The 21,995-nt window shown below is 71.8% G+C and carries 24 protein-coding genes and 1 tRNA gene; 16 read left to right on the forward strand and 9 right to left on the reverse strand.

Annotated elements, in window-relative coordinates; genetic code table 11:
* Positions 1-234: 234 nt before the first annotated feature.
* Positions 235-510 (reverse strand): hypothetical protein, encoded by a 276-nt coding sequence (locus M2302_RS23210; protein WP_280839956.1) that lies wholly within the window; start codon positions 508-510, stop codon positions 235-237.
* A 428-nt stretch (positions 511-938) separates the two neighbouring features.
* Between M2302_RS23210 and M2302_RS23215 the strand changes: the two genes are divergently transcribed.
* From M2302_RS23215 to M2302_RS23225, 3 genes are all read left to right on the forward strand, one after another.
* Complete coding sequence (locus M2302_RS23215) at positions 939-1,751, forward strand: helix-turn-helix transcriptional regulator (RefSeq protein WP_280839957.1); 813 nt, start codon at positions 939-941, stop codon at positions 1,749-1,751.
* Positions 1,742-1,924 carry a DUF397 domain-containing protein gene (locus tag M2302_RS23220; protein WP_280839958.1) on the forward strand — a complete coding sequence of 61 codons (183 nt, stop codon included), beginning with the start codon at positions 1,742-1,744 and terminating at the stop codon, positions 1,922-1,924. The genes M2302_RS23215 and M2302_RS23220 overlap by 10 nt, the downstream gene beginning before the upstream one ends.
* A 161-nt stretch (positions 1,925-2,085) precedes the next feature.
* Complete coding sequence (locus M2302_RS23225; protein WP_280839959.1) at positions 2,086-2,658, forward strand: GNAT family N-acetyltransferase; 573 nt, start codon at positions 2,086-2,088, stop codon at positions 2,656-2,658.
* Here M2302_RS23225 and M2302_RS23230 read toward each other — a convergent pair.
* A complete protein-coding gene (locus M2302_RS23230) occupies positions 2,618-3,163 on the reverse strand; it encodes a CGNR zinc finger domain-containing protein (RefSeq protein WP_280839960.1) in 546 nt (181 codons plus the stop codon). The genes M2302_RS23225 and M2302_RS23230 overlap by 41 nt on opposite strands.
* Positions 3,164-3,245: 82 nt before the next feature.
* On the opposite strand from M2302_RS23230, the gene M2302_RS23235 reads away from it, so the two are divergent.
* Both M2302_RS23235 and M2302_RS23240 read left to right on the forward strand, forming a co-directional pair.
* Positions 3,246-4,205 carry an EamA family transporter gene (locus tag M2302_RS23235; protein ID WP_280839961.1) on the forward strand — a complete coding sequence of 320 codons (960 nt, stop codon included), beginning with the start codon at positions 3,246-3,248 and terminating at the stop codon, positions 4,203-4,205.
* A 13-nt stretch (positions 4,206-4,218) separates the two neighbouring features.
* Positions 4,219-4,911, forward strand: coding sequence for an HAD family hydrolase (locus M2302_RS23240; protein WP_280839962.1), 693 nt, complete (start codon positions 4,219-4,221; stop codon positions 4,909-4,911).
* Here the strand turns inward: M2302_RS23240 and M2302_RS23245 are convergent.
* Positions 4,898-5,866 (reverse strand): hypothetical protein, encoded by a 969-nt coding sequence (locus tag M2302_RS23245; RefSeq protein WP_280839963.1) that lies wholly within the window; start codon positions 5,864-5,866, stop codon positions 4,898-4,900. The genes M2302_RS23240 and M2302_RS23245 overlap by 14 nt on opposite strands.
* A gap of 223 nt (positions 5,867-6,089) precedes the next feature.
* Positions 6,090-6,698, reverse strand: a complete 609-nt coding sequence (locus M2302_RS23250; protein WP_247659348.1) for a helix-turn-helix domain-containing protein — start codon at positions 6,696-6,698, stop codon at positions 6,090-6,092.
* Positions 6,699-6,935: 237 nt separating this feature from the next.
* Here M2302_RS23250 and cysS point away from each other — a divergent pair, with 237 nt between their 5' ends.
* A complete protein-coding gene (gene cysS / locus M2302_RS23255) occupies positions 6,936-8,351 on the forward strand; it encodes a cysteine--tRNA ligase (RefSeq protein ID WP_280839964.1) in 1,416 nt (471 codons plus the stop codon).
* A complete protein-coding gene (rlmB, locus tag M2302_RS23260) occupies positions 8,351-9,478 on the forward strand; it encodes a 23S rRNA (guanosine(2251)-2'-O)-methyltransferase RlmB (RefSeq protein WP_280839965.1) in 1,128 nt (375 codons plus the stop codon). The genes cysS and rlmB overlap by 1 nt, the downstream gene beginning before the upstream one ends.
* Before the next feature lie 83 nt (positions 9,479-9,561).
* On the opposite strand, the gene ugpC is transcribed toward rlmB, so the two are convergent.
* Positions 9,562-10,653, reverse strand: a complete 1,092-nt coding sequence (gene ugpC, locus M2302_RS23265) for a sn-glycerol-3-phosphate ABC transporter ATP-binding protein UgpC (RefSeq protein ID WP_280839966.1) — start codon at positions 10,651-10,653, stop codon at positions 9,562-9,564.
* A gap of 364 nt (positions 10,654-11,017) precedes the next feature.
* On the opposite strand from ugpC, the gene M2302_RS23270 reads away from it, so the two are divergent.
* A tRNA-Thr gene (locus tag M2302_RS23270) sits at positions 11,018-11,094 on the forward strand.
* A 939-nt stretch (positions 11,095-12,033) separates the two neighbouring features.
* On the opposite strand, the gene M2302_RS23275 is transcribed toward M2302_RS23270, so the two are convergent.
* Together M2302_RS23275 and M2302_RS23280 are read right to left on the reverse strand one after the other, a co-directional pair.
* A complete protein-coding gene (locus M2302_RS23275; RefSeq protein ID WP_280839967.1) occupies positions 12,034-12,405 on the reverse strand; it encodes a hypothetical protein in 372 nt (123 codons plus the stop codon).
* A gap of 838 nt (positions 12,406-13,243) precedes the next feature.
* On the reverse strand, positions 13,244-13,471 hold the full coding sequence (locus tag M2302_RS23280; protein WP_238448404.1) for a hypothetical protein: 228 nt from the start codon (positions 13,469-13,471) through the stop codon (positions 13,244-13,246).
* 105 nt (positions 13,472-13,576) lie between these two features.
* Here M2302_RS23280 and M2302_RS23285 point away from each other — a divergent pair, with 105 nt between their 5' ends.
* From M2302_RS23285 to M2302_RS23305, 5 genes are all read left to right on the forward strand, one after another.
* Positions 13,577-13,981 (forward strand): AraC family transcriptional regulator, encoded by a 405-nt coding sequence (locus M2302_RS23285; protein WP_280839968.1) that lies wholly within the window; start codon positions 13,577-13,579, stop codon positions 13,979-13,981.
* A 35-nt stretch (positions 13,982-14,016) separates the two neighbouring features.
* Positions 14,017-14,436, forward strand: coding sequence for a VOC family protein (locus M2302_RS23290; RefSeq protein WP_280839969.1), 420 nt, complete (start codon positions 14,017-14,019; stop codon positions 14,434-14,436).
* A 13-nt stretch (positions 14,437-14,449) separates the two neighbouring features.
* The gene (locus tag M2302_RS23295) at positions 14,450-15,115 is read left to right on the forward strand and encodes a DUF998 domain-containing protein (RefSeq protein WP_280839970.1); all 666 of its coding nucleotides are present in this window, start codon (positions 14,450-14,452) and stop codon (positions 15,113-15,115) included.
* A 72-nt stretch (positions 15,116-15,187) separates the two neighbouring features.
* A complete protein-coding gene (locus tag M2302_RS23300) occupies positions 15,188-15,802 on the forward strand; it encodes a histidine phosphatase family protein (RefSeq protein WP_210773737.1) in 615 nt (204 codons plus the stop codon).
* 29 nt (positions 15,803-15,831) lie between these two features.
* Positions 15,832-16,257 (forward strand): ASCH domain-containing protein, encoded by a 426-nt coding sequence (locus tag M2302_RS23305; RefSeq protein WP_280839971.1) that lies wholly within the window; start codon positions 15,832-15,834, stop codon positions 16,255-16,257.
* 80 nt (positions 16,258-16,337) lie between these two features.
* Here the strand turns inward: M2302_RS23305 and M2302_RS23310 are convergent, their stop codons facing one another.
* Positions 16,338-17,000, reverse strand: a complete 663-nt coding sequence (locus M2302_RS23310) for a type 1 glutamine amidotransferase domain-containing protein (protein WP_280839972.1) — start codon at positions 16,998-17,000, stop codon at positions 16,338-16,340.
* Positions 17,001-17,072: 72 nt separating this feature from the next.
* On the opposite strand from M2302_RS23310, the gene M2302_RS23315 reads away from it, so the two are divergent.
* Entirely contained in the window at positions 17,073-17,957 is an 885-nt protein-coding gene (locus M2302_RS23315; RefSeq protein WP_280839973.1) for a LysR family transcriptional regulator, read from the forward strand.
* A 7-nt stretch (positions 17,958-17,964) separates the two neighbouring features.
* Here M2302_RS23315 and M2302_RS23320 read toward each other — a convergent pair whose 3' ends face one another.
* Positions 17,965-18,450, reverse strand: a complete 486-nt coding sequence (locus M2302_RS23320; protein WP_280839974.1) for a hypothetical protein — start codon at positions 18,448-18,450, stop codon at positions 17,965-17,967.
* Between the two features lie 206 nt (positions 18,451-18,656).
* Between M2302_RS23320 and M2302_RS23325 the strand changes: the two genes are divergently transcribed.
* Both M2302_RS23325 and M2302_RS23330 read left to right on the forward strand, forming a co-directional pair.
* The gene (locus tag M2302_RS23325) at positions 18,657-21,044 is read left to right on the forward strand and encodes a M4 family metallopeptidase (RefSeq protein ID WP_280839975.1); all 2,388 of its coding nucleotides are present in this window, start codon (positions 18,657-18,659) and stop codon (positions 21,042-21,044) included.
* 111 nt (positions 21,045-21,155) lie between these two features.
* Positions 21,156-21,923 (forward strand): enoyl-CoA hydratase/isomerase family protein, encoded by a 768-nt coding sequence (locus M2302_RS23330; RefSeq protein WP_210773732.1) that lies wholly within the window; start codon positions 21,156-21,158, stop codon positions 21,921-21,923.
* Positions 21,924-21,995 lie beyond the last annotated feature (72 nt).

Consider the following 21,995-nt stretch of genomic DNA (forward strand, 5'->3'; position numbering starts at 1 on the left):
CAAGACCGCCACCCGCTACGACCAGACAACCGCCTGGTCACACCGAACCCAACCCGCCGCTGCTTGACATCCAAGCTCCTGGGATGTCTGACCCCCGCCCCGACCCGGCCCCGGCCCGCCCCCGACCCTGGCGGGGGGCCTGCATCGGCCCCGCGCTCCGTGCGCGGCCCCCGTTTGCGGCGTGTTGCGGTGTCCGGGCGGTGGGACACCGCGACACGCCGCAAACGGTGCGGATCACCGGTCTTCTGGCGTCGCCTGACCACGGGGGACCCAGGCGAGGAAGCGTCCGAAGAGGGTCGCCGGGTCCGGTCCGTCGTGCGGGTGGAGTCGGTACAGGTCGGCGGCCGCGTCATGCAGCACCGCGCAGAGGTAGACGCTGAGCCCGACCCGGTCGTGGGCGTACTCGGCGATGAGGGCGAGCCGGGCCGTCGCGCAGGGCCACGGCGCGGCGCAGGTCCGGCAGATCCAGAGCGGGCGCAGCGGCAGATGCGGGTGGGCCGCGCCGCTCACCACGGGCCGTGGCCGGGCCGCCCGGACGACCCCGGGGTGTGCCGCCGGGACGACGCGGAGATGAGCCGCTTGGACGACGTTGGCGTGAGCCAGCCGGCCGGATCTGGTGCCGGCCCCTCCGTCGGCAGAGGCGTGCGCGAGGACCAGGGTTGCCAGGCGGACCGGGGCATGTGGACTCCCTACGAGGCTGAAACGGCTGCGTCGTCTCCCCCGGTGGGTGGGACCGCCCGGCCGGGGGAGCGGGCGGTCCCACCGCGACACCGGCGCTGCCGGAGGGTTGGCCGCGCGGTGTCACTCTTCACAGTCTGGTGATGAACCCACTACGTTCGGAAGGGTTCGCGCCCGTTCCGGGAGGTGCCGTGTGCTTCGGTCCAGGCCGGCTGGTGCGGCGCTGGAGTCGATCATCGGGGCGCTGGAGGGCGGCTGGGATGGCGGACGGGCGGATGACGGCGACTGCCTTCCTGGTCGCCGAGCTGCGCCGGGCGCGGATGCGTCGAGGCTGGAGCCAGGACGAGTTGGCCAAGGCGGTCAGCTACTCGGCGTCGATGGTGAGCGCGGTCGAGTTGGGCCAGCAGCAACCCACGGCCAAGTACCTGGAACTGGTCGACAAGGCCCTGGATACCGGCGGCCTCTTCGGCCGGATGCTCACCGAACTGGTCAGCCTGGACAAGGCGCAGGTGTGGCTACGCGGTTGGCGCGCGATTCTCGCCGAAGCGCAGGTGATGCGATGGTACGAACCGCGCTATGTGCCGGGCCTCCTCCAGACCGAAGGCTATGCACGAGCGGTCTTCGAGGCCGGCGACCTGCTCAGCCAGGACGAGGTGGAACGGCGGCTCACCGAGCGGATGGACAGCCAGGGCTGTCTGGGCGGCGAGCGGACGATCAAGCTGGTGGCGGTGCTCGACGAAACAGTGCTGCGTCGCTGCGTGGGCGGCCACAAGACGATGTCGGAGCAGGCTCTGCACCTGGCGCGGATCGCAAGCGAGCACCCGCACGTCCGGCTGCATCTCGTGCCACGCTCCGCAGGCGAGTATCCCGGACTAGGTGGACCCTTCATCCTGGCCTCGATGCCCGATGGGAGCGAACTGGGCGTCATCAGTGGACAGGGTCGTGGTGAGGAGCTGCACCAGCCGGGCGATCTGCGGCGGCTCCAACAAGTCTGGGAAGTTAGCCTGGGAGCGGCCCTGCCGGAGCAGGAGTCGATCGAGCTGTTGAGGGAGATAGCCGAGTCATGGAACTGACCAGTGCCCGATGGCGAAAGAGCACCAAGAGCGATCAGGCGACCCAGTGTGTCGAGGTGTCGACGAATCTGCCGGGCGTCGTCGGGGTGCGGGACAGCAAGGATCCGGCTGGTCCGGTGCTCACCTTCGACCCGTACGCGTGGCGGGCCTTCGTGGCCGCGCCGCCGCGCTGAGATGACCCTGCGCCGGCCGGAGCGCCCATGATCGGGTAGCAACTTCCGCACACCCGGCGCGGCGTGTCGTCTCGGAAATCGTGACCCGATCATGGGGCTGACCACCCGGCGGCGGGGGATATCGGTCGACCGGTTCGGGTGGGGCGCGGCATCATCCCGGCATGACCGCTGACGTGCTGCTGGAGACCGAGCGGCTGCGGCTGCGCCGGTTCACCCCGGACGACGTGGACCACCTCGTCGAGCTGGACAGTGACCCGGAGGTCATGCGCTTCCTGACCGGTGGCCGGCCGACCCCGCGCGCCACCGTGCGCGACGAGCAGTTGCCCCGGCTGCTGCGTCAGTACGACGAGCACCCCGGCCTGGGGCGTTGGGCGGCGGAGGACCGGGAGAGCGACGACTTCCTGGGCTGGTTCGCGCTCGACCCGTCCGACGACGGCAAGGAGGCGGAGCTGGGCTACCGGCTGCGCCGTGGCGCGTGGGGGCGCGGCCTGGCCACCGAGGGCTCCCGGGCGCTGATCCGGTACGCCTTCACCGAGCTGGACGTCCGGCGCGTCTGGGCCGAGACGATGGCGGTGAACGCCCGCTCCCGGCAGGTGATGGCGAAGTCCGGCCTGCGGTACGTGCGCACCTTCCACCTGCACTTCGACGACCCGGCCCCGGGGACCGAGCACGGCGAGGTGGAGTACGAGCTGCTCAGGAGCGAGTGGCCGCCTTCCGCGCCCGGTACGCGCTGACCGCGGCCCGGTTGCCGCAGCCTGCCTCGCAGAACCGGCGGGACCGGTTCTTCGACAGGTCGACCAGCACGTTCTCGCAGTCCGGGTGGGCGCAGATCCGCAGCCGGGCCAGCTCGCCGGCGCGGACCAGGTCGGCCAGGGCCATCGCCGCCTCGACCGCCATCCGGGTGGCCAGCGGCGCGTCCCGGGGCACCGCGTGGAGGTGGTACGGCTCGTCGTCGTGCCGGATCAGTTGCGGCAGCGCGTGGGACTCGCGGAGCAGCTCGTTGACGACGGCGACGATCTCGTCGACGTCGGCGTGCCAGATCCGGCGCAGCCGGGGGCGCAGCTCGCGTACCGCCCGCAGCTCGGCCTCGGTGTGTTCGTGCCGGCCCGTCCACCCGTAGGTGACGACGAACCGGTCCAGCGCCGCGACGTCTGGCAGCCCTTCGTCCGCCGGGTCGTCGGTGTTGACCAGGGCGGTCGCGGCGATCAACCCACATTCGGTGTCATGGGCAAAAAGCAACTTGACTCCTGTCAGAGTCGGCCGTTAGCGTCACCAGCATAGGCGTTGTTCGGTCATGACAACTACCGGCGAGGAGAGCCCGATGCACGAACGATCCGCCGGCGCGGGCCTGGGACTGGCCCTGCTGTCAGCCGTCACCTTCGCCACCTCGGGCACCTTCGCCCGCTCCCTGATCGAGGCCGGCTGGTCGGCCGAGGCGGTCGTCGTCGCCCGGGTCGGGATCGCCGCCCTGGTGCTGGCGGTGCCGGCCGTGCTCTCGCTGCGCGGCAAGGGTGCCGTGCTGCGTCGCACCCTCGGTCCGGTGAGCGTCTTCGGCCTGCTCGGCGTCGCCACCGCCCAGGCGTGCTTCTTCAACGCCGTCCGCTACCTGCCGGTCGGCGTGGCCCTGCTGCTGGAGTACCTCGGCATCATCCTGGTGGTGGCCTGGATGTGGCTGGTGCACGGGCAGCGCCCCCGAAGGCTCACCGTGGTCGGCTCGGCCGCGGCGCTGGCCGGCCTGGCCTTCGTGCTCGACCTGACCGGCACCGGCCGCCTCGACCCGGTGGGTGTGCTCTGGGGGCTCGGGGCCGGGGTGGGGCTGGCCGGCTACTTCGTGCTCGCCGCCCGGGTCGACCCCGCGCTGCCGTCGGTCGCCATGGCCAGCGGCGGCATGGCGATCGGCGCCGCGGTCCTCGCCCTGCTCGGGCTGGTCGGGGTGCTGCCGCTGCGGGCCACCTTCGGCGACGTCGAGTTCGCCGGGCAGCGCACCAGCTGGCTGGTCCCGATCGTCGGGCTGTCGCTGGTCGCCGCGGTGATCGCGTACCAGGCCGGTATCGCGGCGACGCGGATCCTCGGCGCCCGACTCTCGTCCTTCGTCGGGCTGACCGAGGTGATGTTCGCGGTGCTCATCGCCTGGCTGGTGCTGGGCGAACTGCCCACCGTGGTGCAACTGCTCGGCGGCGCGCTGATCGTCGCCGGGGTGGCACTGGTCCGCCTCGACGAGCTGCGCGGCGACCGCGTGGAACGGTCGGAGACCCCGGCCGAGGAACCCGCCCTGACGTGAGATGGTCGGTGCCGTGCTGACCGTGCTGGTGTTCGACGCCGACGAGACCCTGCTCGACCTGTGCCCGGCGGTCACCGGCGGCCTGGTGGCCGTACTCGAGGAAATGCGGCGGTTGACCCCGGCGGCGGCCGAGGTGTCGCTCGCGGACCTGGAGTCGGACTGGGGCGCGGTCTTCGGTGCGATGAGCGCGGCCCCCGTGCAGGAGATCCGGCGGGCCGCGCTGGCCCGCTCGCTGGCGCGGGCCGGCCTGGCGGACCGCCTCGACGAACTGGCGGCGCTCTTCTTCGCCCGGCGGTTCACGCTGACCCGGCCCTACGCCGACGTGCTTCCCGCGCTGGCCACGCTGCGCCGCCGGTTCCGGCTGGGCTACGCCACCAATGGCAACAGCCGCGCCGAACGCTGCGGGCTCGCCGGCGAGTTCGCCTTCGAGCGGTACGCGCACGACGACGGCCTGCCGAAGAAGCCCGACCCCGGGTTCTACGCGGCGGTGATCGAAGCCGCGGGCGTGCCGGCGGAGCAGATCGCGTACGTCGGGGACTCGCCCGCCCACGACGTGGTCGGCCCGCAGCGCGCCGGCCTGTGCGGGATCTGGCTCAACCGACTCGGCCTGCCCTGCCCGCCGGGGGTACGACCCGACGCCGAGATCACCGGCCTGGCCGCGCTCCCGGCCGCGCTGGCCGCCCTCCAGCCGGTCAAAGCCGGATAAGCGTCCATTCCGGACGCCCGTCTGGCGCAACCCGCATCGGTGTTGTCTGATGGCTGCCACGTCCCTCAACGAGAGGATCTGATGTGGTGAGCAAAGCCAGGTCGGGACGCAGCACCAGGTTGGACGGCAGCCGGACCGGATGCTGGGTGACCGGCCGGGGCAGGCCGCCGAGGACCAGGCGTACCCGCAGGTGGGACTCCGGGGGTGACTGCGCTCCCGGGTCGGCCAGGTCGAACACTCGACAAGCCCGTCGACCACCGGGGCGGTCGGCGAAGCGCTCCGCTACCTCGGCGAGGGCGCCGAGGTCGGTCAGACCGCCGGCCAGCAGCGAGTCGACGATGCCCACCGCTCGCACCGGATCCAGCCAGGCTCCGGTTTCCCAGGCGGCTACGGCCGGCTGCGACCAGGGCGACATGTCGGCCGCGCGAAAGGTCGGTGCGTCGCTCGGCGAGAGTTGATCGGGCGGCGTGGGCGGGCCGCCGACCATCGCACCGGGCGTGGGCGGGCCGTCGACCGTCGCACCGGGCTTGGGCGGGCCGTCAACCACCGCACCCGGCGTGAGTCGGCGCCCGAGGCGGCCCGACGCGACGGCATCGCCCGCCCGTCGTGGCGACAGCGTCGTGTGGACCCGCAGGCCCCGCTGGGTGCGGACGCTCGTCGCCCACGGGGCCAGGACATGGACGTCGTCGGCGAATCCCGCCGCGTGCTCGACGCCGTGCAGGTACGCCGCAGACGGCCCGGCGAGCACCGTCCCGCCGGGCATCCGCAGGGACACTCCTTGGCAGGCCAACCGGTGATCCCGGTCGAGCCGGGAGTCGGCGTAGACGTCGCGACGCAGCCGGACCCAGGCGGAGCTGCGCAACTGGTGAGGGCTCAGCAGACCGTGGCGGATCGCGTCCGAGCCGCGGAACACCTGCCAGGCCAGCACGCTGGGCCGGTATGCGAGAGGAGGCATGCCGGCCAGCGTGGCGACCGCGAGGTGCTCCCCGACACCCCTGTGGACAGCCGGCGCACCACCCACCGGACCCCCCTGTGGAAAAGCCCTACCCATCACGCCCGCTCTGCTAAGGGGGCCGGGCCTTGATCGACTCGCTTTGCGGCGTGTGGCGGTGTCGGCGCGCCAGGACACCGCGACACGCCGCAAACGGAGTGGATCGGACGGGGCCGAGGGTTGGCGGTCAGGAGAGGGCGGCGGCGATCGACTGGGCGGCGGCGAGCACCTGCGCGCCGACGGTGTCAGGGTCCAGGGGGGCCAGCGCCACCACCCCGACGCTCGCCTCCAGACCCGGCACCCCCAGCACCGGCGCCGCCACCCCGTACGCCCCGGGTTGGAGTTCCCCGACGGTGCTCACCGGGTCGGCCACTCCCGACCGGCCGGCGAGGATGGCCAGGCCGGCCGCCCCGCGCTCCAGCGGGTGCCGGGCACCGGTCCGGTACGCCACGTGGAACGACGTCCAGCTCGGCTCGACCACCGCCAGCGCCACCCCCTCGCCGCCCTCGACCACGGTGAGGTGCGCGGTCGCGCCGGCCTGCTCGGCCAGTCGGCGCAGCGCCGGCAGCGCCCCCTCGGCGAGCAGCGGCTGGGCCCGACGGGCCAGGTGCAGCACTCCGGCGCCGAGGCGCAGCCGGCCGTCGCCGTCCCGGCGCAGCATCCCGTGCCCGGTCAGCGCCCCGACCAGCCGGTAGACGGCCGCCCGGCCGATGCCCAGCCGGTTCGCCGCCTCGGTCACGGTCAGCCCGGCGGGAGCGTCGGCCACCAGGTGCAGCAGCCGCAGGCCCCGGTCCAGGGTCTGCGCCGTCTCCCCGGGCCGGCCCGCCGCCTCGCCGCCCGCCGCCCGGTCCCGCTCCGTCGCCCCGACACCGGCCCGCTCCGTCGCCCCGACGCCGACCCGTTTGGTCGCACCGGCTCCGGGCCGGACCGCCGCGTCCCCGGGCTCGCCGGACCTCGCCGTCGTCTCCACAGCACGCAGCGTACGACCCGGCTCCGGGCGACCCCGGAATGCGTGGACGGCTACCCTTGTACGGTGACGCTACGCCTGTATGACACCGCCACCCGATCGGTGCGGGACTTCGTCCCGCGGGAAGCCGGCAAGGTGGGGGTCTACCTGTGTGGTCTCACCCTCCAGGCCCCGCCGCACATCGGCCACCTTCGCTCCGGCGTCAACTACGACGTGCTGCGCCGCTGGCTGCTCACCGCCGGCTACGAGGTCAACTTCATCCGCAACGTGACCGACATCGACGACAAGATCCTGGTCAAGGCGATGGAGCAGGGCCGCCCCTTCTGGTCCATCGCGTACGTCAACGAGCTGATCCTGGCCGAGTCGTACCGGGCGCTGAACGTGCTGCCGCCGACGTACGAGCCGCGCGCAACCGGGCACATCCCGGAGATGCACCAGCTGATCGCCGAGCTGATCGAGACCGGGCACGCCTACCCGGCCACCGACGGCTCCGGCGACGTCTACTTCGACGTGGCCTCCTGGCCGGCGTACGGGTCGCTGTCCGGGCAGTCGCCCGACGACATGCAGTCCGCCGGGGACGCCCCCGAGCGCGGCAAGCGCGACCCGCGCGACTTCGCGCTCTGGAAGGGCGCCAAGCCGGACGAGCCGGCCGACGCCTACTGGCCGTCGCCGTGGGGCCGGGGCCGCCCCGGCTGGCACATCGAGTGCTCGGCGATGTGCTGGCGCTACCTGGGTGCCGAGTTCGACATCCACGGCGGCGGGCTGGACCTGACGTTTCCGCACCACGAGAACGAAATCGCCCAGTCCCAGGCCGCCGGGCTGCCCTTCGCCCGGTACTGGGTGCACCACGGCCTGCTCAGCATCGGCGGCGCCAAGATGGGCAAGTCGCTCGGCAACGCCCTCGACCTGACGTACGTCGACTCGCTCGGGGTGCGCCCGGTGGAGCTGCGCTACTACTACGCCGCCGCGCACTACCGCTCCCGGATCGACTACTCCGAGGAGGCGCTGCGCGAGGCCGCGGTGGCGTACCGGCGGATCGAGGGCTTCGTCCAGCGGGCCGCCGAGCGGGTCGGCGGCGGGCAGCTCGGCGAGCTGCCGATCGGCTTCGTCGCGGCGATGGACGACGACCTGAACACCTCCGCCGCCCTCGCGGTGCTGCACGAGGTGGTCCGGGACGGCAACACCGCGCTGACCGCCGGCGACGATGTGACCGTCCGCACGACCCTGGCCTCCACTCGCGCCATGCTGGATATCCTGGGGGTTGACCCGCTGGACCCGGCGTGGACCGGCGGCGACCGCGCCGACGACCTGCGCGGCGTGGTCGACTCCCTGGTCGCGCTGGCCCTGGAGCAGCGTGCCCAGGCCCGCGGCCGCAAGGACTGGGCCGCCGCCGACGCCGTACGCGACCAGCTCAAGCAGGCCGGCGTGGTGGTGGAGGACACCCCCCAGGGCCCCCGTTGGACTATTGGAGAGCAGGACTGATGGCCGGCAACTCACAGCGCCGTGGCCGGCGACTGACGCCGAAGGCGGGCGCCCCGAAGGGCACCGGCGGCAAGGGCAAGGACGCTCTGGCCGGCCGGGGCAGGACCCTGCCCGCCGACGAGCGGCCCTGGCACAAGGCGTACTCGGGCACCGAGAAGCTGCCGCAGCGCACCGCCTGGAAGCAGGACAAGGAGCGCCGCGCGGCGGCCGAGGAGGGGCGCGCCCCCAAGATCGGTCAGCCGGGCAGCAAGGACACCACCTGGGGTCGCGGCGGTGGCCGGGGTGCTCCGGCGGCCCGTGGCACGGGCGGCCGGGGCGGTAAGCCCACCGGTCGCTCCGGACCCCGGGTCGCGCCGGGCCGCAAGTCCAACCCGTCGAAGGACACCCCGGAGCTGCTGGTCGGCCGCAACCCGGTGCTGGAGTCGCTGCGCGCGCAGGTGCCGGCGACCGCGCTCTACACCGCGCAGGGCATCGACGCCGACGACCGGGTCAACGAGATCATCCGGACCGCCGCCGACCGGGGCATCGCCATCCTGGAGATCAGTCGCGCCGAGCTGGACCGGATGACCGGCGGCGTGCTGCACCAGGGCGTCGGCCTCCAGGTGCCGCCGTTCGCGTACGAGCCCTTCGAAGACATGATCGCCGCGTCGGTGGAGCACACCGCCCCGCTGCTGGTGGCGCTGGACGGGGTCACCGACCCGCGCAACCTGGGTGCGGTGATCCGCTCCGCCGCCGCGTTCGGCGCGCAGGGTGTCTTCGTACCCGAGCGGCGGGCCGCCGGGATCACCGCGACCGCCTGGCGGACCAGCGCCGGCGCGGCCGCGCGGGTGCCGGTCGCCCAGGTGACCAACCTGACCCGGGCGCTGAAGGCCTGCCAGGACGCCGGCTTCATGGTGGTCGGCCTGGACGCCGACGGCGAAACCGACCTGTACGACCTGGAAGCCGCCGTCGGCCCGCTGGTCGTGGTGGTCGGCTCGGAGGGGCGCGGGCTGTCCCGGCTGGTCGGCGAGACCTGCGACCTGACCGTCAGCATCCCGATGATCTCCGACGTGGAGTCGCTGAACGCCAGCGTCGCCGCCGCGGTCGCCCTCGCCGAGGTGGCCCGGCGCCGCGCCGCTGAGGTCTGACCCACCCGCGCACGCGCAGACGAGAAGGGGCGGCCCGCCGACAGCGGACCGCCCCTTTCGCGTACGTCAGTGCAGCCGGTACGTCAGATCCGCTTGCCGGTGACGGCGTGGAAGACGTGACTGCGGCCGGTACGCGGCTTGACGAACACGGTGTCACCCATGTTCGGCATGGTGCGCCGGTCGGTGCGGACGACGAACCGCTCGTTCGCGCCCTCGAGCGCGGCGTGCCCGTAGACGTTGGCGTCCGAGCCGAGGTCCTCGACCAGCTCGACCACGACCGGCATGCCGCCCTCGGTCGGGCTGACCAGGTCGCAGTCCTCCGGGCGGAAGCCGACGGTCACCTTGCCGTCGCCACCCTCCTCCTTGGCCGCGGCGATCTGCTCCCGGGTGAGCGGGATCTGCAGGTCGGCGAAGGCGGCGCCCTGCTCGTTCAGCGGCACGGTCTTGATGTTCATGGCGGGGGAGCCCATGAAGCCGGCGACGAAGACGTTGGCCGGGGTGTCGTACAGCGCACGGGGGGTGTCCACCTGCTGGAGCACGCCGTCGAGCATGACCGCCACCCGGTGACCCATCGTCATCGCCTCGACCTGGTCGTGCGTGACGTAGACCGTGGTGATGCCGAGCTTGGCCTGCAGCGAGGCGATCTGGGTACGGGTCTGCACCCGGAGCTTGGCGTCGAGGTTCGACAGCGGCTCGTCCATGAGGAAGACCTGCGGCTCGCGGACGATCGCGCGGCCCATGGCCACCCGCTGGCGCTGGCCACCGGAGAGCGCCTTCGGCTTGCGGTTGAGGAACTCCTCCAGCTGGAGCAGCCCCGCCGCCTCCTTGACCCGCCGGTCGATCTCGTCCTTGGAGGTCTTGCGCAGCTTCAGCGCGAACGCCATGTTCTCGTACACCGACATGTGCGGGTAGAGGGCGTAGTTCTGGAAGACCATCGCGATGTCGCGGGCCTTCGGCGGCAGGTGGGTGACGTCCCGGTCGTCGATGTAGATCGCGCCGTCGTCGACGTCCTCGAGGCCGGCGAGCATCCGCAGGCTGGTGGACTTACCGCAGCCCGACGGGCCGACCAGGACGAGGAACTCCCCGTCGCCGATCTGGAGGTCGAGCTGGTTGACCGCGGGGCGTTCGGTGCCCGGGTAGATCCGGGACGCCTTCGCGTACGTGACCGTAGCCATGGTGGTGCGCTTCCTTTCACCGGCAGGAACGTGCCGGACGATCCGAGTGAAGGAGACACCGGCACCCTCGGTGCCGGTCCTCGGGCGACGTCCCCTGCGGCCGGAGCCGATCGGGGGTGTCATCCGTGTCACTGCACGGTAAACGGCTTTCCCCACCCTGCCAAGACGGGGGACAGCGGGTGGGATGGACCGCATACGCATTCCGGTCAGTCGGGCACGGCCGGGGATCAATCGCCACAGGCGGCCGCGCGGGCCACGGCGATGCGTCGGCCCCGAGGGTCGGGAAATTGACGTTTTCCGTGCTCGGGACACCTGCCCAGCGGGATTTCCGGACACCAGTCGCTATGCTGACGTCGAGACACGCGCCCCTGTAGCTCAGCTGGCCAGAGCACTCGCCTTGTAAGCGAGATGTCGCCGGTTCGATCCCGGCCGGGGGCTCCACCTTCGCCCGGCAGATTCAGCCGGGCCCTGTCCGCCAGTGTGACCGGATGCTGTCGACGCCGCGTCACACCTGGTGACGCCGGGGAGGCAGTGCCCGGCCCGACCATCGGTGGCACGACCTGACGACTCGAATGATCTTTTGGTCAGTTGTGCGGTTATCGTGTTGCCTGTCGATGGGTCTCCCAGAGGTGGGCGGCGTTGCCATCCGGGTCCCGCAGGCTGGTGAACCGTGCGTCGGGGATACTCCTCAGGTCCACCTCCACAAGGCGCCGCGCAACTGGGTGACCATCGTGTCGAGGTCGGCCAAAACCCAACCCATTCCGAGCTCCTCGGTGGCGTCCGCGGCCCGCCGGAGCGGGGCTGGTACGTCGTCCTCGTCGGATCCGACGGGTTTGAAAGCGCCAGAAGCAAGATAGACGAACGCTCGGGCACTCGGGTATGGGCCGACGAGCAAGCCGCAGAACGAGGTCGACGCGGGGCCGCCGGAGTCCGGACGCGCCAAGCCGTACCCAATGCGACAAGGGCAGGGGTGGGAGATGGAACTTCGCCTCTGCCGGGAGTCCGACTCTAGAAGTCGGAGGCTACTGCCCATGCCAGGCTGTGCGTGCCTGTAGGGGCCGGTCGCCATCCCGCCCGCCGTCGACTCAGTCGAAACCGAGCAGGCGTTACCTACTCCGCTGTCCTGGGCCAACGGCCGGCGGGATGGCGATAGCAGCACGTGGTTTGTGCATCGCAGCCCTAGTCAACAAGCGACGACAGGGAAATGCGCTAGATGGACATGCGGGAACGCCGCAGTAGCAACTCAGCTCGAAATTGGTTGCTGACTATGGTTTCATGTAGGGTGCCGCCCTGGCGGTCGGTGGTTTCTACCTCGTTCCCTTTATGGGCTGGCTTTGGATTATAGGCAATCCTGGGTCCAGGCTAGTCTTTGCCTTCAGCCTAGGATTGAACCACTCCACTGCACCCTACGTTCCTCTCGCATACGTAGAACCAATCTACGCCGACGCTAAATCCTGCACTTCCGCCGCCTGCGCTGCTTCCGTTAGGGTCACCAACCGTGCGGGAGGTACCGTCATTCAACCAGAAGTAGCCGTACACGCCGTTGCCGTCAGCCTCTTTGTCATAAACCTCTACGAAGGTATGACCCGACGACACTGTTGCCACGTCGGACCCGTGGTAGGCTGCGGCGAAATGCGCCTGTGCTGGTGTCGCCCCAAGTCCCAGCATTAGGGGAACGCCAGCAATGGCGGCCAGGGGCAGCCGGAGCTTTTTTGAAAGGCGCATGCATTCCTTCTTCCGATCGAAGATCATGAGGCGTCAAGCGTAAGTCACCCGCTCGCTTGAGTCAATGCATGCTCCCGACAGATGTGACCACTAACCTGTTCATCCTGCCCATCGCCCCCATTGACCCCGATGCTCGTCGACAGCCTCTCCGTGGCACCAAGTCGGTGCCAGTCCGCCGTCAATGGCCCGAGCGCCATCCGGCTGCTCGATCCATGCAGGGCACTAGAGATGGCAGCGGCTGAACTTCACAGGCGAACCTCGAACGCACCAACCCACGTTGTCCCCACCGCCCCACCCAGCGCAGCAAACGGAAGCATCGTGAGTACTACGGGAAGTCCGGCCAGCTGCGCCGCCTGATTGCCGAGCCCCCAGCAGTCGCCTCGCCCGACGCAAGGGCGCGGGCAAATGCATACGGGTGTCATCTCCGGCTTGAGCCCGTTGGACACCAGTAGGCCCTAACGCTTCTGTCAAGAGCATGTGGTAAGCGAGATGTTGCCGGTTCGATGCCGACCGGGGAACGCATCCCCGCCGACCGTCGCGCAGGTGTTGCCTGTCAGGCATGGTGCCGACGGCGGGCAGAGGCCTCAGAGCTTGGATTTCTCCCTCTGGTCTTCGTTTAGCAAACCGGGACGCGTTGTCTCCTCCGCGCCCCCGTTCCCTTGGTCGACGCCGAATTCGTGGGCCCCACCCTTGCCGGGCAGTCGCCCATGCGCTGGCGAGTGGAAGGGGAGCGGCGGTAGGTCCAATAGCGGCCCGGGCCGGCCATGCTCGCCTCGCGGCCCCAAGTGGCTCGGTCAGGCGATCGACGTGTGGGGGTCCGCGGGCGCGATTGCTAGAACCCTCGGTCGGGGCGCGCGAACGACCCTCATTCGCCGCCGTTCGACTCCTCGTGGAAGTAGACGGTCAGCGAGTACCAGTCACCGTGCTCGTTGATCTCGTTCTCGAAGGTCATGTCCTGGATCCACACCGGCCCGAGTTCCTCGATGGTGTCCGCGACCCGCCGGAGCAGCGCCGGTACGTCGTCCTGGCCGGGCCCGACGGGGTTCGCCGTGGCGAAGTACCGGACGGTCGGGAATTCGGAAACCTCGTTCACAATAAGATTGTTGCATCGATAGATACCGCTGCGTTGTCCCTCGGTGCCGGCGCCAGGCGACGGCGATAGCCTGGCGCTGACGGCGGGGAGGACGGGTGGGGGCCGATGAGTCGGGCAATGGAGGAGTCGAACCGGGCCATGCTGCGCGCCCGGGACGCCATGGACCGGGCGTACGCCGAGCCGCTGGACATCCCGGCGCTGGCCCGGATCGCGCTCGTCTCCGAGGCGCACTTCATCCGGACCTTCCGCGCCACCTTCGGCGAGACCCCGCACCGCTACCTGCAACGGCGGCGGGTGGAACGCGCGATGTCGCTGCTGGTCGAGAGCGAGCGGGACGTGACGGACATCTGCTTCGCGGTCGGCTTCAGCAGCCTCGGGACGTTCAGCCGGACGTTCCGGCAGATCGTCGGCGAGTCGCCGAGCGACTTCCGCAGGCGCCGGTCGGCCGTCGCCGCGCGCGTGCCGAGCTGCTTCACCAAGGCCTGGACCAGACCGAGCAGTTTTGGATAAGCGGCAGGTCAGGCCCGACCTCTAGCGTTATGGGCATGACGATGAACGCAATCAGCCGCTCCCAGATCTACGTCCTCGACCAGGACGAGGCCCTCGACTTCTACGTCGGCAAGCTCGGCATGGAGGTCAACACCGACCAGGACCTCGGCTTCATGCGCTGGCTCACGGTCAACCTGCCCGGCGACCCGGAGCGCGAGATCCTGCTGGAGAAGCCGGGCCCCCCGAGACTCGACCCGGCCACCGCCGAGCAGGTCCGCGAGCTGCTCACCAAGGGGGCGCTGCCCGGCACCCTCTTCATGACCACCGACGACGCCCGCAAGACGCACGAGGACCTGGTCGCCAAGGGCGTCGAGATCACCGACGAGCCGATGGAGCGCCCGTACGGGATCGACTTCGGCATCCGGGACCCGTTCGGCAACAGTATCCGGATCGGCCAGATGTTCCCCCGGGCCTGAGGGGAGCGGGGCCGTGACCGACGCGATCACCCTGCCCGCCGCCGGACCGGCCGCCCTCGGCCGGGACCGGGCCCTGCTGGTCGGCGGCATCCTCGCCGGCCCCGTCTTCGCCGTGTCCGCGCTGGCCCAGGGCCTCACCCGGGACGGCTTCGACTTCCGGCGGCACCCGGTCAGCATGTTGAGCACGGGCGACCTGGGTTGGCTCCAGATCGCCACCTTCCTGGCCACCGGGGCGCTCTGCGTCGGCGCCGCCGCCGCGGTGCGCCGCCGGCCGGTGACCGGCTCGACCTGGCTGCCCCGGCTGCTCGCCCTCTGGGGATTCGGCCTGATGGCGGCCGGGGTCTTCAGCGCCGACCCGGCCGACGGCTTCCCGGCCGGCACGCCGCGGGGGCCCGGGCAGATCAGCTGGCACGGTGGGCTGCACTTCCTCGCGGCGGCGGTCGCCTTCGGGTCGCTGATCGTGGCGACCGTCGTCGCCGGCCGCCGGGCCGCCCGAGACGGCGACCGTGTGTCGGCCGTCACCAGCATCGCGACCGGGGTGTTCTTCGCGCTCGCCTGGGGCGCGCTGATGGTCCGGCCCGGCCCGGTGGCCATGGTCGCCTTCGGTCTGGCGGTGACCGCCGGCTGGGCCTGGGTGACCGCGACGTTCGCCGCGGCGCTGCGACGGTCGCCTCGCTGAGCGTGATCGGGGCGGCGACGGCCGGGAGGTGCGGGTTAGCATCGCGCCTCCCGGCTGCACGAGGAGGCGACGATGGCCACCCGGCTGCTCTACCTGGCCAGGCACGGCGAGCAGGACCGCCCGGAGATCGAGTCGCCGGAGGTGGGGCTCTCCGAGCGGGGCCGCCGGCAGGCCGCGCTGCTCGGTCAGCGACTGCGGGCCGTACCGTTGCGCGCCGTCCACCACGGCCCGCTGCGTCGGGCCGTCGAGACCGCCGAGCTGGTCGCCGGGTCACTGCCGACGGTCCCGGTGTACGCGACGGAGCTGGCCGGCGATCACCTGCCGCACGACACCGACCCGGCCGGGCTGCCGGTGACGTACGCGAGTTTCCTGGCCGGCTTCTCGGCGCGCGAGCGGGCCGACGGGCCGCGACTGGCGGCGGAGGCCGTCGCCCGGTTCGCCACCGCCCCGCTCGACGGTGACGTCCGCGAGCTGGTGATCACGCACAACTTCCTGATCGCCTGGCTGGTCCGGCACGCCCTGGGCGCCCCGGAGCGGCGCTGGCTGGGCCTCAACCACCACAATGCCGGGCTGACCGTGATCCGCTACAGCTCGACCGGGCCGCCCAGCCTGATCGCCTTCAACGACGTGTCCCACCTGCCACCCGAGCTGCGCGGCACCGGACTGCCCAGCGATTATCGGGTGTGACCGGGCGCGGTGCCGGCTACGGTCGCCGGATGACGACGCCGCCGCCCGACCTGCCGAAGACCGAGTTCGCCTTCCCGGGGCCGCTGCGGGACCAGCTCGTCGCAGCCGTCCTTTCCGGCGCGAAGACCTCCACCACCGGTCTGTTCCAGGACCACGAGCGCGACGGCGAGCCGCTGCCGGTGGTCGGTGCCCGCTCGGTGGTGGTCGACTCCGCCGACCGTCCGGTCGCGATCATCGAGCTGACCGAGGTACGCCTCGTCCGGCTCGGCGACGTCGACCTGGACCACGCCCGGGACGAGGGCGAGGGGTACGACTCCGTCGCCGCCTGGCGCGCCGGGCACGAGACGTACTGGCACGGCCCCGACTACCGGGGCTGGCTCGGCGACCCCGACTTCACCGTCACCGACGACACCCTCGTGGTCGCCGTACGCTTCCGCCTCCTCCAGCGCCTCTGACGGCCGAACCGTCCCCGGAAGGAGTGGCCGTTCCACCGGGAACAGCGACTCCTTCCGGGCGTCCCCGCCCGCCGAGGGGGTCAGCGGGAGGCGACGGTCCTGACGACGGCTTCGGCCATGGCCCGGGCGGACTGCGGGTTCTGGCCCGTGACCAGGCGGCCGTCGACGACGACGTGCTCGGTGAAGTTCGGCGCCGGTACGTGGACGGCACCGGCCTCGGTGAGCTTGTCGGCCAGCAGGAAGGGGACCTCGTCGCTGAGGCCGACGGCGTTCTCCTCGTCGTTGGTGAAGCCGGCCACCCGCTTGCCCGCCACCAGGTGGGAGCCGTCGGAGAGCTTCAGGTTCACCAGCGCGGACGGGCCGTGGCAGACCGCCGAGACGACCCCGCCCCGCTCGTAGACGGTCGCGGCGATGCGCGCCAGGTCCGGGTCGTTCGGGAAGTCCCACATGGTGCCGTGACCGCCGGCGAAGACGATCACGTCGTACCCGGTCGGGTCGACGTCCGCGGCCTTCGGGGTGTGCTCCACGCCGGCGGTGGCCAGGAAGTCGTTCTGGGTCCGGTCGTTCTCGTCCCGGCCGTCCAGCGGCGGCTGGCCGCCGGCCACCGAGACCAGGTCGACGTCCCAGCCGGCGGCCCGGAACACCTCCCACGGCTCCGCGGCCTCGCCGACGTAGAAGCCGGTCTCGCGGCCCGTGGTGCCGAGCTGGCGGTGGCTGGTCAGAGCGATGAGTGCACGTGTCATGTCCACCATGCTGGCGCGCGAATCCATAGCTGACCAATAGGCGAACGACACAGCGGCGATAGGTTTGCTGATGTGAAGGTGTCACTCGACCTGCTCCGCAGCTTCCTGGCCGTGCACCGGTCCGGTTCGATCACCGCCGCCGCGGAGCTGCTCGGGTTGGCCCAGCCGACGGTCACCGCCCAGATCCGCGCGCTGGAGGAGGCGGTGGGCCGGCCGCTCTTCGACCGGGTGCCGAGGGGCGTGCTGCCCACCCCGGCCGGCGACGAACTGGCCCGCCGGGTGGCCGATCCGCTGGACCGCCTCGACGCCGTGCTCGCCGACGACACGGGCACGCCGTACCCGCGGACGGTCTTCCTCGGCGGGCCGGCCGAGTTCCTCGCGGAGCTGGCGCTGCCGGCGGTGGCCGGCCTGGTCGCCGAGGGGCTGGAGCTGCGGGTCTCCGCGGGGCTGCCCGAGCAGCTCCTGGACGAGGTCGCCGCCGGCCGGCTCGACCTGGTGGTGAGCAGCGTGCGCCCCCGACGGCGAGGGCTGGCCGTCGAGCCGCTCTACGACGAGGAGTTCGCCCTGGTCGCCGCGCCCGCCTGGGGCGAGCGGCTGCCCGACCCGGTGACCCCGCAGGCCCTGCGGGACGTGCCGCTGGTCGCCTACGCGGAGGAGGCGCCGATCCTGCGCCGCTGGTGGCGGACGGTCTTCGACACCCGACTCACCCGTACGCCCAGCCTGGTGGTGGCCGACCTGCGGGCGGTGCTGGCGGCCGTGGTGGCCGGCGCTGGGGCGAGTGTGCTGCCGACGTACCTGTGTCGCAGTGAGCTGGCCTCCGGCGCGCTGCGTCCGCTGTCGAGCCCGGCGGTGCCGCCGCTCAACACGCTCTTCCTGGCCGCCCGGCCGGCGGTGGCGGGGCGGCGCGAGGTGCAGGCCGTGCGGCGGGCGCTGCTGGCGGCGGCGGCCGGCTGGTAGCCGGGCGTCAGCGCAGGGCGCCGGCCCGGAGCAGGAGGTCGGCCAGGGCGGAGGCGGCGGCCGGCGGCTGGGGGCCGCTCGGGCAGTCGGTCCACTCGACCGGGTTCGCGCCGATGGTGAGCCGGTAGGTGTAGGTGTCCGCGCAGCGCACGTCGGGGCGGCCGGGGCCGCCGCCGCTGGGGGCGCTGCCCGCCAGCGCGCGCAGCCGGTCGAGGTCGGCCGGGGAGAGCTGACCGGTCCGGGTCGCGCCGGTGCGACCGGTCGCCGTCCACCGGCCGTCCGGTTCCACGGTGACCGTGTCCGCGCCGCCCGCGATGCCGCCGCTGCGGGTCAGCGTCACCCGGGAGGCGGTCGCGGCGGGGGTGCCGCTGGCGGTGCCGCCCGGCGTGGCGGTGCCCGGCGTGGCCGTGGCGGTCCCACCGGTGGGGGTGTCCGACGCCGGCGCAGGTGAACCGGAACCGGTTGCTGAGCAGCCGGTCAGGAGGCTGGCCACAGTTACGATCTTGACAATGGCCAGGACGGATGATCTCATGCCGTTCGGACGTGCATCGATGCCGCCGGGTTCCCTCACCAGGGCTCATCCTCCGTTCGGTCAGTGTCGCGGGATGGAAGCGCTTCCCCTCTTCTCTTTTCTTCGATGTATCTCCATATTTACATGCGTGACTACCCCCGTCACATCTTTCCTTGTCAGGAGGGCACGTGAGAAGAACCCTCGCCGCCGTCAGCGCAGCGCTGCTTACCAGCGGCATGCTGACCTGCGTCGCCACCGCAGCGCAGGCGGCCCCTAGCGCCCCCGCCCCGGACACCTCACCCGCAGCTCGTGCCGAAAGCCTGCTCCGCAACAACCCCGGCGCCGTCCAGGGCGTCAGCGGAGAGTCGTACCAGGCGGTTCGCACGAAGGTGGACGCGAACGGCGCGGCGCACACCCGCTACACCCGGACCTACCAGGGCCTGCGCGTCTACGGTGGCGACTTCGTCATCCACACGACGCCCACCGGCGGCTACGCCGGCTCCTCGGTCGGCCTCGCCGCGCCGCTCACCCTCGGCACCGCGCCGAAGGTCACGCCGGCCAGGGCCAAGGCGACGGCCAGGAAGGCGTTCTCCGGCAAGCTGGAGAGCGTCGGCGCCCCGGAGCTCTTCGTCGACGCCAGCTCCGGCACCGGCCGCCTCGCCTACGAGACGGTGCTCTCCGGGTGGCACACCGACGGCCAGACCCCGTCCCGGCTGCACGTCATCAGCGACGCCGTCAACGGCAAGGTGATCGGCTCGTACGACGAGATCGAGATGGTCGCCGGCACGGGCCAGAGCGTCTACTCCGGCACGGTCGCCATCGACACCACGCTCTCCGGCAGCACGTACCAGATGATCGACCCGTCGCACGGCAACGGCAGCACCTGCGACATGAACCAGGGCACGTCGACCTGCACGACGTTCACCAACACCGACAACAGCTGGGGTGACACCAACACCCGCCAGCGGGCCGGCGTCGACGCGCACTTCGGCGCGGCCAAGACGTTCGACTACTTCAAGAACGTGCACGCCCGCAACGGCATCTTCGGCGACGGCCGCGGCGTGCCCAGCCGGGTGCACTACGGCAACAACTACGTCAACGCCTTCTGGGACGGCTCCCGGATGACGTACGGCGACGGTTCCGGCAACTCCCGCCCGCTGGTCTCGCTCGACGTGGCCGGTCACGAGATGGCCCACGGTGTGACCGAGAGCCTGGTGTCCGGCGGCCTGACCTACTCCGGCGAGTCCGGCGGCCTGAACGAGGCCACCAGCGACATCTTCGGCAACATGGTCGAGTTCTACGCCAACACCACCGTCGACCCGGGTGACTACCAGGTCGGCGAAAAGATCAACATCAACGGCAACGGCACGCCGCTGCGCTACATGTACGACCCGGCGCTGGACGGCTCGTCCGACCGTTGCTGGACCACCAGCACCAAGAACAAGGACGTGCACTACTCGTCCGGCCCGGCCAACCACTTCTTCTTCAACCTGGCCGAGGGCACCGGTGCCACCCCGTACGGCACCTCGCCGATCTGCGGCTCCGCCCCGGCGGTGACCGGCATCGGCCGGGCCAAGGCGGAAAAGATCTGGTACCGCGCCCTGGACGTGTACTTCACCTCCAACACCTCGTACGTCAACACCACCACGCCGTCGAACACCGCTCGGGCCTACACGTTGCGCGCGGCGACCGACCTGTACGGCAACTGCTCCACCGAGTACAAGGCCGTCCAGGCGGCGTGGACCGCGGTGGCCGTCGCCGGCAACGACGCGCCCTGCTCGTCGACCGGCAACGACTTCTCCGTCTCGCTCTCCCCGACCTCCGGCTCGGTGACTGCGGGCGGCTCGGTCTCGACCACCGTCGCCACCGCCACCACCGGTGGCACCGCACAGACCGTGACGTTCTCCGCGTCCGGCCTGCCGACCGGCGCCACCGCCACGTTCAACCCGACCTCGGTCACCTCGGGCGGCTCGTCGACCCTCACCATCGCCACCTCGGCCGGCACCCCGGCCGGCACCTACTCGGTGACCGTCACCGGCGCCGGCTCGGTGAACCGGACGGCGACCTACACGCTGACCGTCAACGGCACCGGTGGCGGCTGCACCGGCGCCGGCCAGAAGCTCGGCAACCCCGGCTTCGAGTCCGGCACCACCCCGTGGGCGTCGACCTCGGGCGTCATCGGCTCGTTCACCGGCCAGCCCGCCCGTACCGGCACCCGCAACGCCTGGCTGGACGGCTACGGCAGCACCCACACCGACACGCTCTCGCAGGCGGTGACCCTGCCGGCCGGGTGCACGTCGTACAACTTCACCTTCTGGCTGCACATCGACTCGGCGGAGACCACCACCGGCACCGCGTACGACACGTTCCGGGTGCAGGTGCTCAACTCCTCCGGGACGGTGCTGGCGACCCTGGCGACCTACTCGAACCTGAACAAGGCCGCCGGGTACTCGCAGAAGTCGTTCTCGCTGGCCTCGTACGCCGGCCAGACCGTCACCCTGAAGTTCACCGGCACCGAGGACTCCTCGCTCCAGACGTCCTTCGTGGTCGACGACACCGCGGTCAACGTCTCCTGACCTGACCTCGCCGTCGGCGGGCCCGGCGACCACCCCTCGCGGGTGGTCGTCGGGCCCGCGCCGTTATGGTCGCCGGACCGGGTCGGCGCGCGCCGGCCGGCGGAAGGGGTGGTGTCGGTGTCGGACGCGGAGCTGACCGTCGAGGTGACCGGCGCGGTGGCGACGGTGACGATCCGGAACCCGGCCCGGCGCAACGCGATGACCCTGGACATGTGGCGGCGGCTGCCGGTGCTGCTCGACGCCCTGGAGGCCGACCCGGCGGTGCGCGCCCTGGTGCTCACGGGCGCGGACGGCACCTTCTGCGCCGGTGCCGACCTGGGCGACCTGGACGAGTTGCTGGACGCCGGCGACCACAGCATCGCGGTCGTCGCCGAGGAACGGCTGGCCGCCTTCGCCAAGCCGACGGTCGCCGCCGTGCAGGGGCCCTGCGTCGGCGGTGGTTGCCAGCTCGCCGTGGCCTGCGACCTGCGGGTCGCCGCCCCGGACGCCCGCTTCGGCGTGCCGCCGGCCCGGCTCGGGCTGGTCTACCCGGCCCCGACCACCCGCCGGCTGACCCGGCTGGTCGGCCCGGCGACGGCGAAGTTCCTGCTCTTCACCGCCGAGCTGATCGACGCCGAGCGGGCCCTGCGGGTCGGCCTGGTGGACGAGGTGGTCGACGACCTGGCCGGCCGGGTGGCCGCGATCACCACCGCCATCGCCCAGCGCTCGCAGCTCAGCGTCGCCGCCGCCAAGGAGATCGTCGACGACCGGGCCGGGCCGGCCCGGATCGCCTGGTGGCACCGGAAGGTGCGGGACAGCGGCGAGGCCCGCGAGGGGGTCGCCGCCCACCGCGAGCGACGGGCCCCGAACTTCGCCTGGTCGCCGTCCGACCGCCCCTGACCGCCGCTGATCGTGGTCCCGTCGGTTCGAGGGGCCGGCCCGGCACCCTCGGACACCTTCCGGACGCTACGG

Origin of the sequence: Micromonospora sp. A200, assembly GCF_029893845.1 — a bacterium.
GTDB classification, from domain to species: domain Bacteria; phylum Actinomycetota; class Actinomycetes; order Mycobacteriales; family Micromonosporaceae; genus Micromonospora; species Micromonospora purpureochromogenes.

Excerpts from the sequence above, each read along its gene's own strand:
- M2302_RS23285 (WP_280839968.1), top strand. The coding sequence starts at position 13,577 with ATGAGTCGGGCAATGGAGGAGTCGAACCGGGCCATGCTGCGCGCCCGG.
- M2302_RS23290 (WP_280839969.1), top strand. The coding sequence starts at position 14,017 with ATGACGATGAACGCAATCAGCCGCTCCCAGATCTACGTCCTCGACCAG.
- rlmB (WP_280839965.1), top strand. The coding sequence starts at position 8,351 with ATGGCCGGCAACTCACAGCGCCGTGGCCGGCGACTGACGCCGAAGGCG.
- M2302_RS23225 (WP_280839959.1), top strand. The coding sequence starts at position 2,086 with ATGACCGCTGACGTGCTGCTGGAGACCGAGCGGCTGCGGCTGCGCCGG.
- M2302_RS23300 (WP_210773737.1), top strand. The coding sequence starts at position 15,188 with ATGGCCACCCGGCTGCTCTACCTGGCCAGGCACGGCGAGCAGGACCGC.
- M2302_RS23215 (WP_280839957.1), top strand. The coding sequence starts at position 939 with ATGGCGGACGGGCGGATGACGGCGACTGCCTTCCTGGTCGCCGAGCTG.
- M2302_RS23245 (WP_280839963.1), bottom strand. The coding sequence starts at position 5,866 with ATGCCTCCTCTCGCATACCGGCCCAGCGTGCTGGCCTGGCAGGTGTTC.
- M2302_RS23220 (WP_280839958.1), top strand. The coding sequence starts at position 1,742 with ATGGAACTGACCAGTGCCCGATGGCGAAAGAGCACCAAGAGCGATCAG.
- M2302_RS23235 (WP_280839961.1), top strand. The coding sequence starts at position 3,246 with ATGCACGAACGATCCGCCGGCGCGGGCCTGGGACTGGCCCTGCTGTCA.
- M2302_RS23275 (WP_280839967.1), bottom strand. The coding sequence starts at position 12,405 with ATGATCTTCGATCGGAAGAAGGAATGCATGCGCCTTTCAAAAAAGCTC.
- M2302_RS23310 (WP_280839972.1), bottom strand. The coding sequence starts at position 17,000 with ATGACACGTGCACTCATCGCTCTGACCAGCCACCGCCAGCTCGGCACC.
- M2302_RS23305 (WP_280839971.1), top strand. The coding sequence starts at position 15,832 with ATGACGACGCCGCCGCCCGACCTGCCGAAGACCGAGTTCGCCTTCCCG.
- ugpC (WP_280839966.1), bottom strand. The coding sequence starts at position 10,653 with ATGGCTACGGTCACGTACGCGAAGGCGTCCCGGATCTACCCGGGCACC.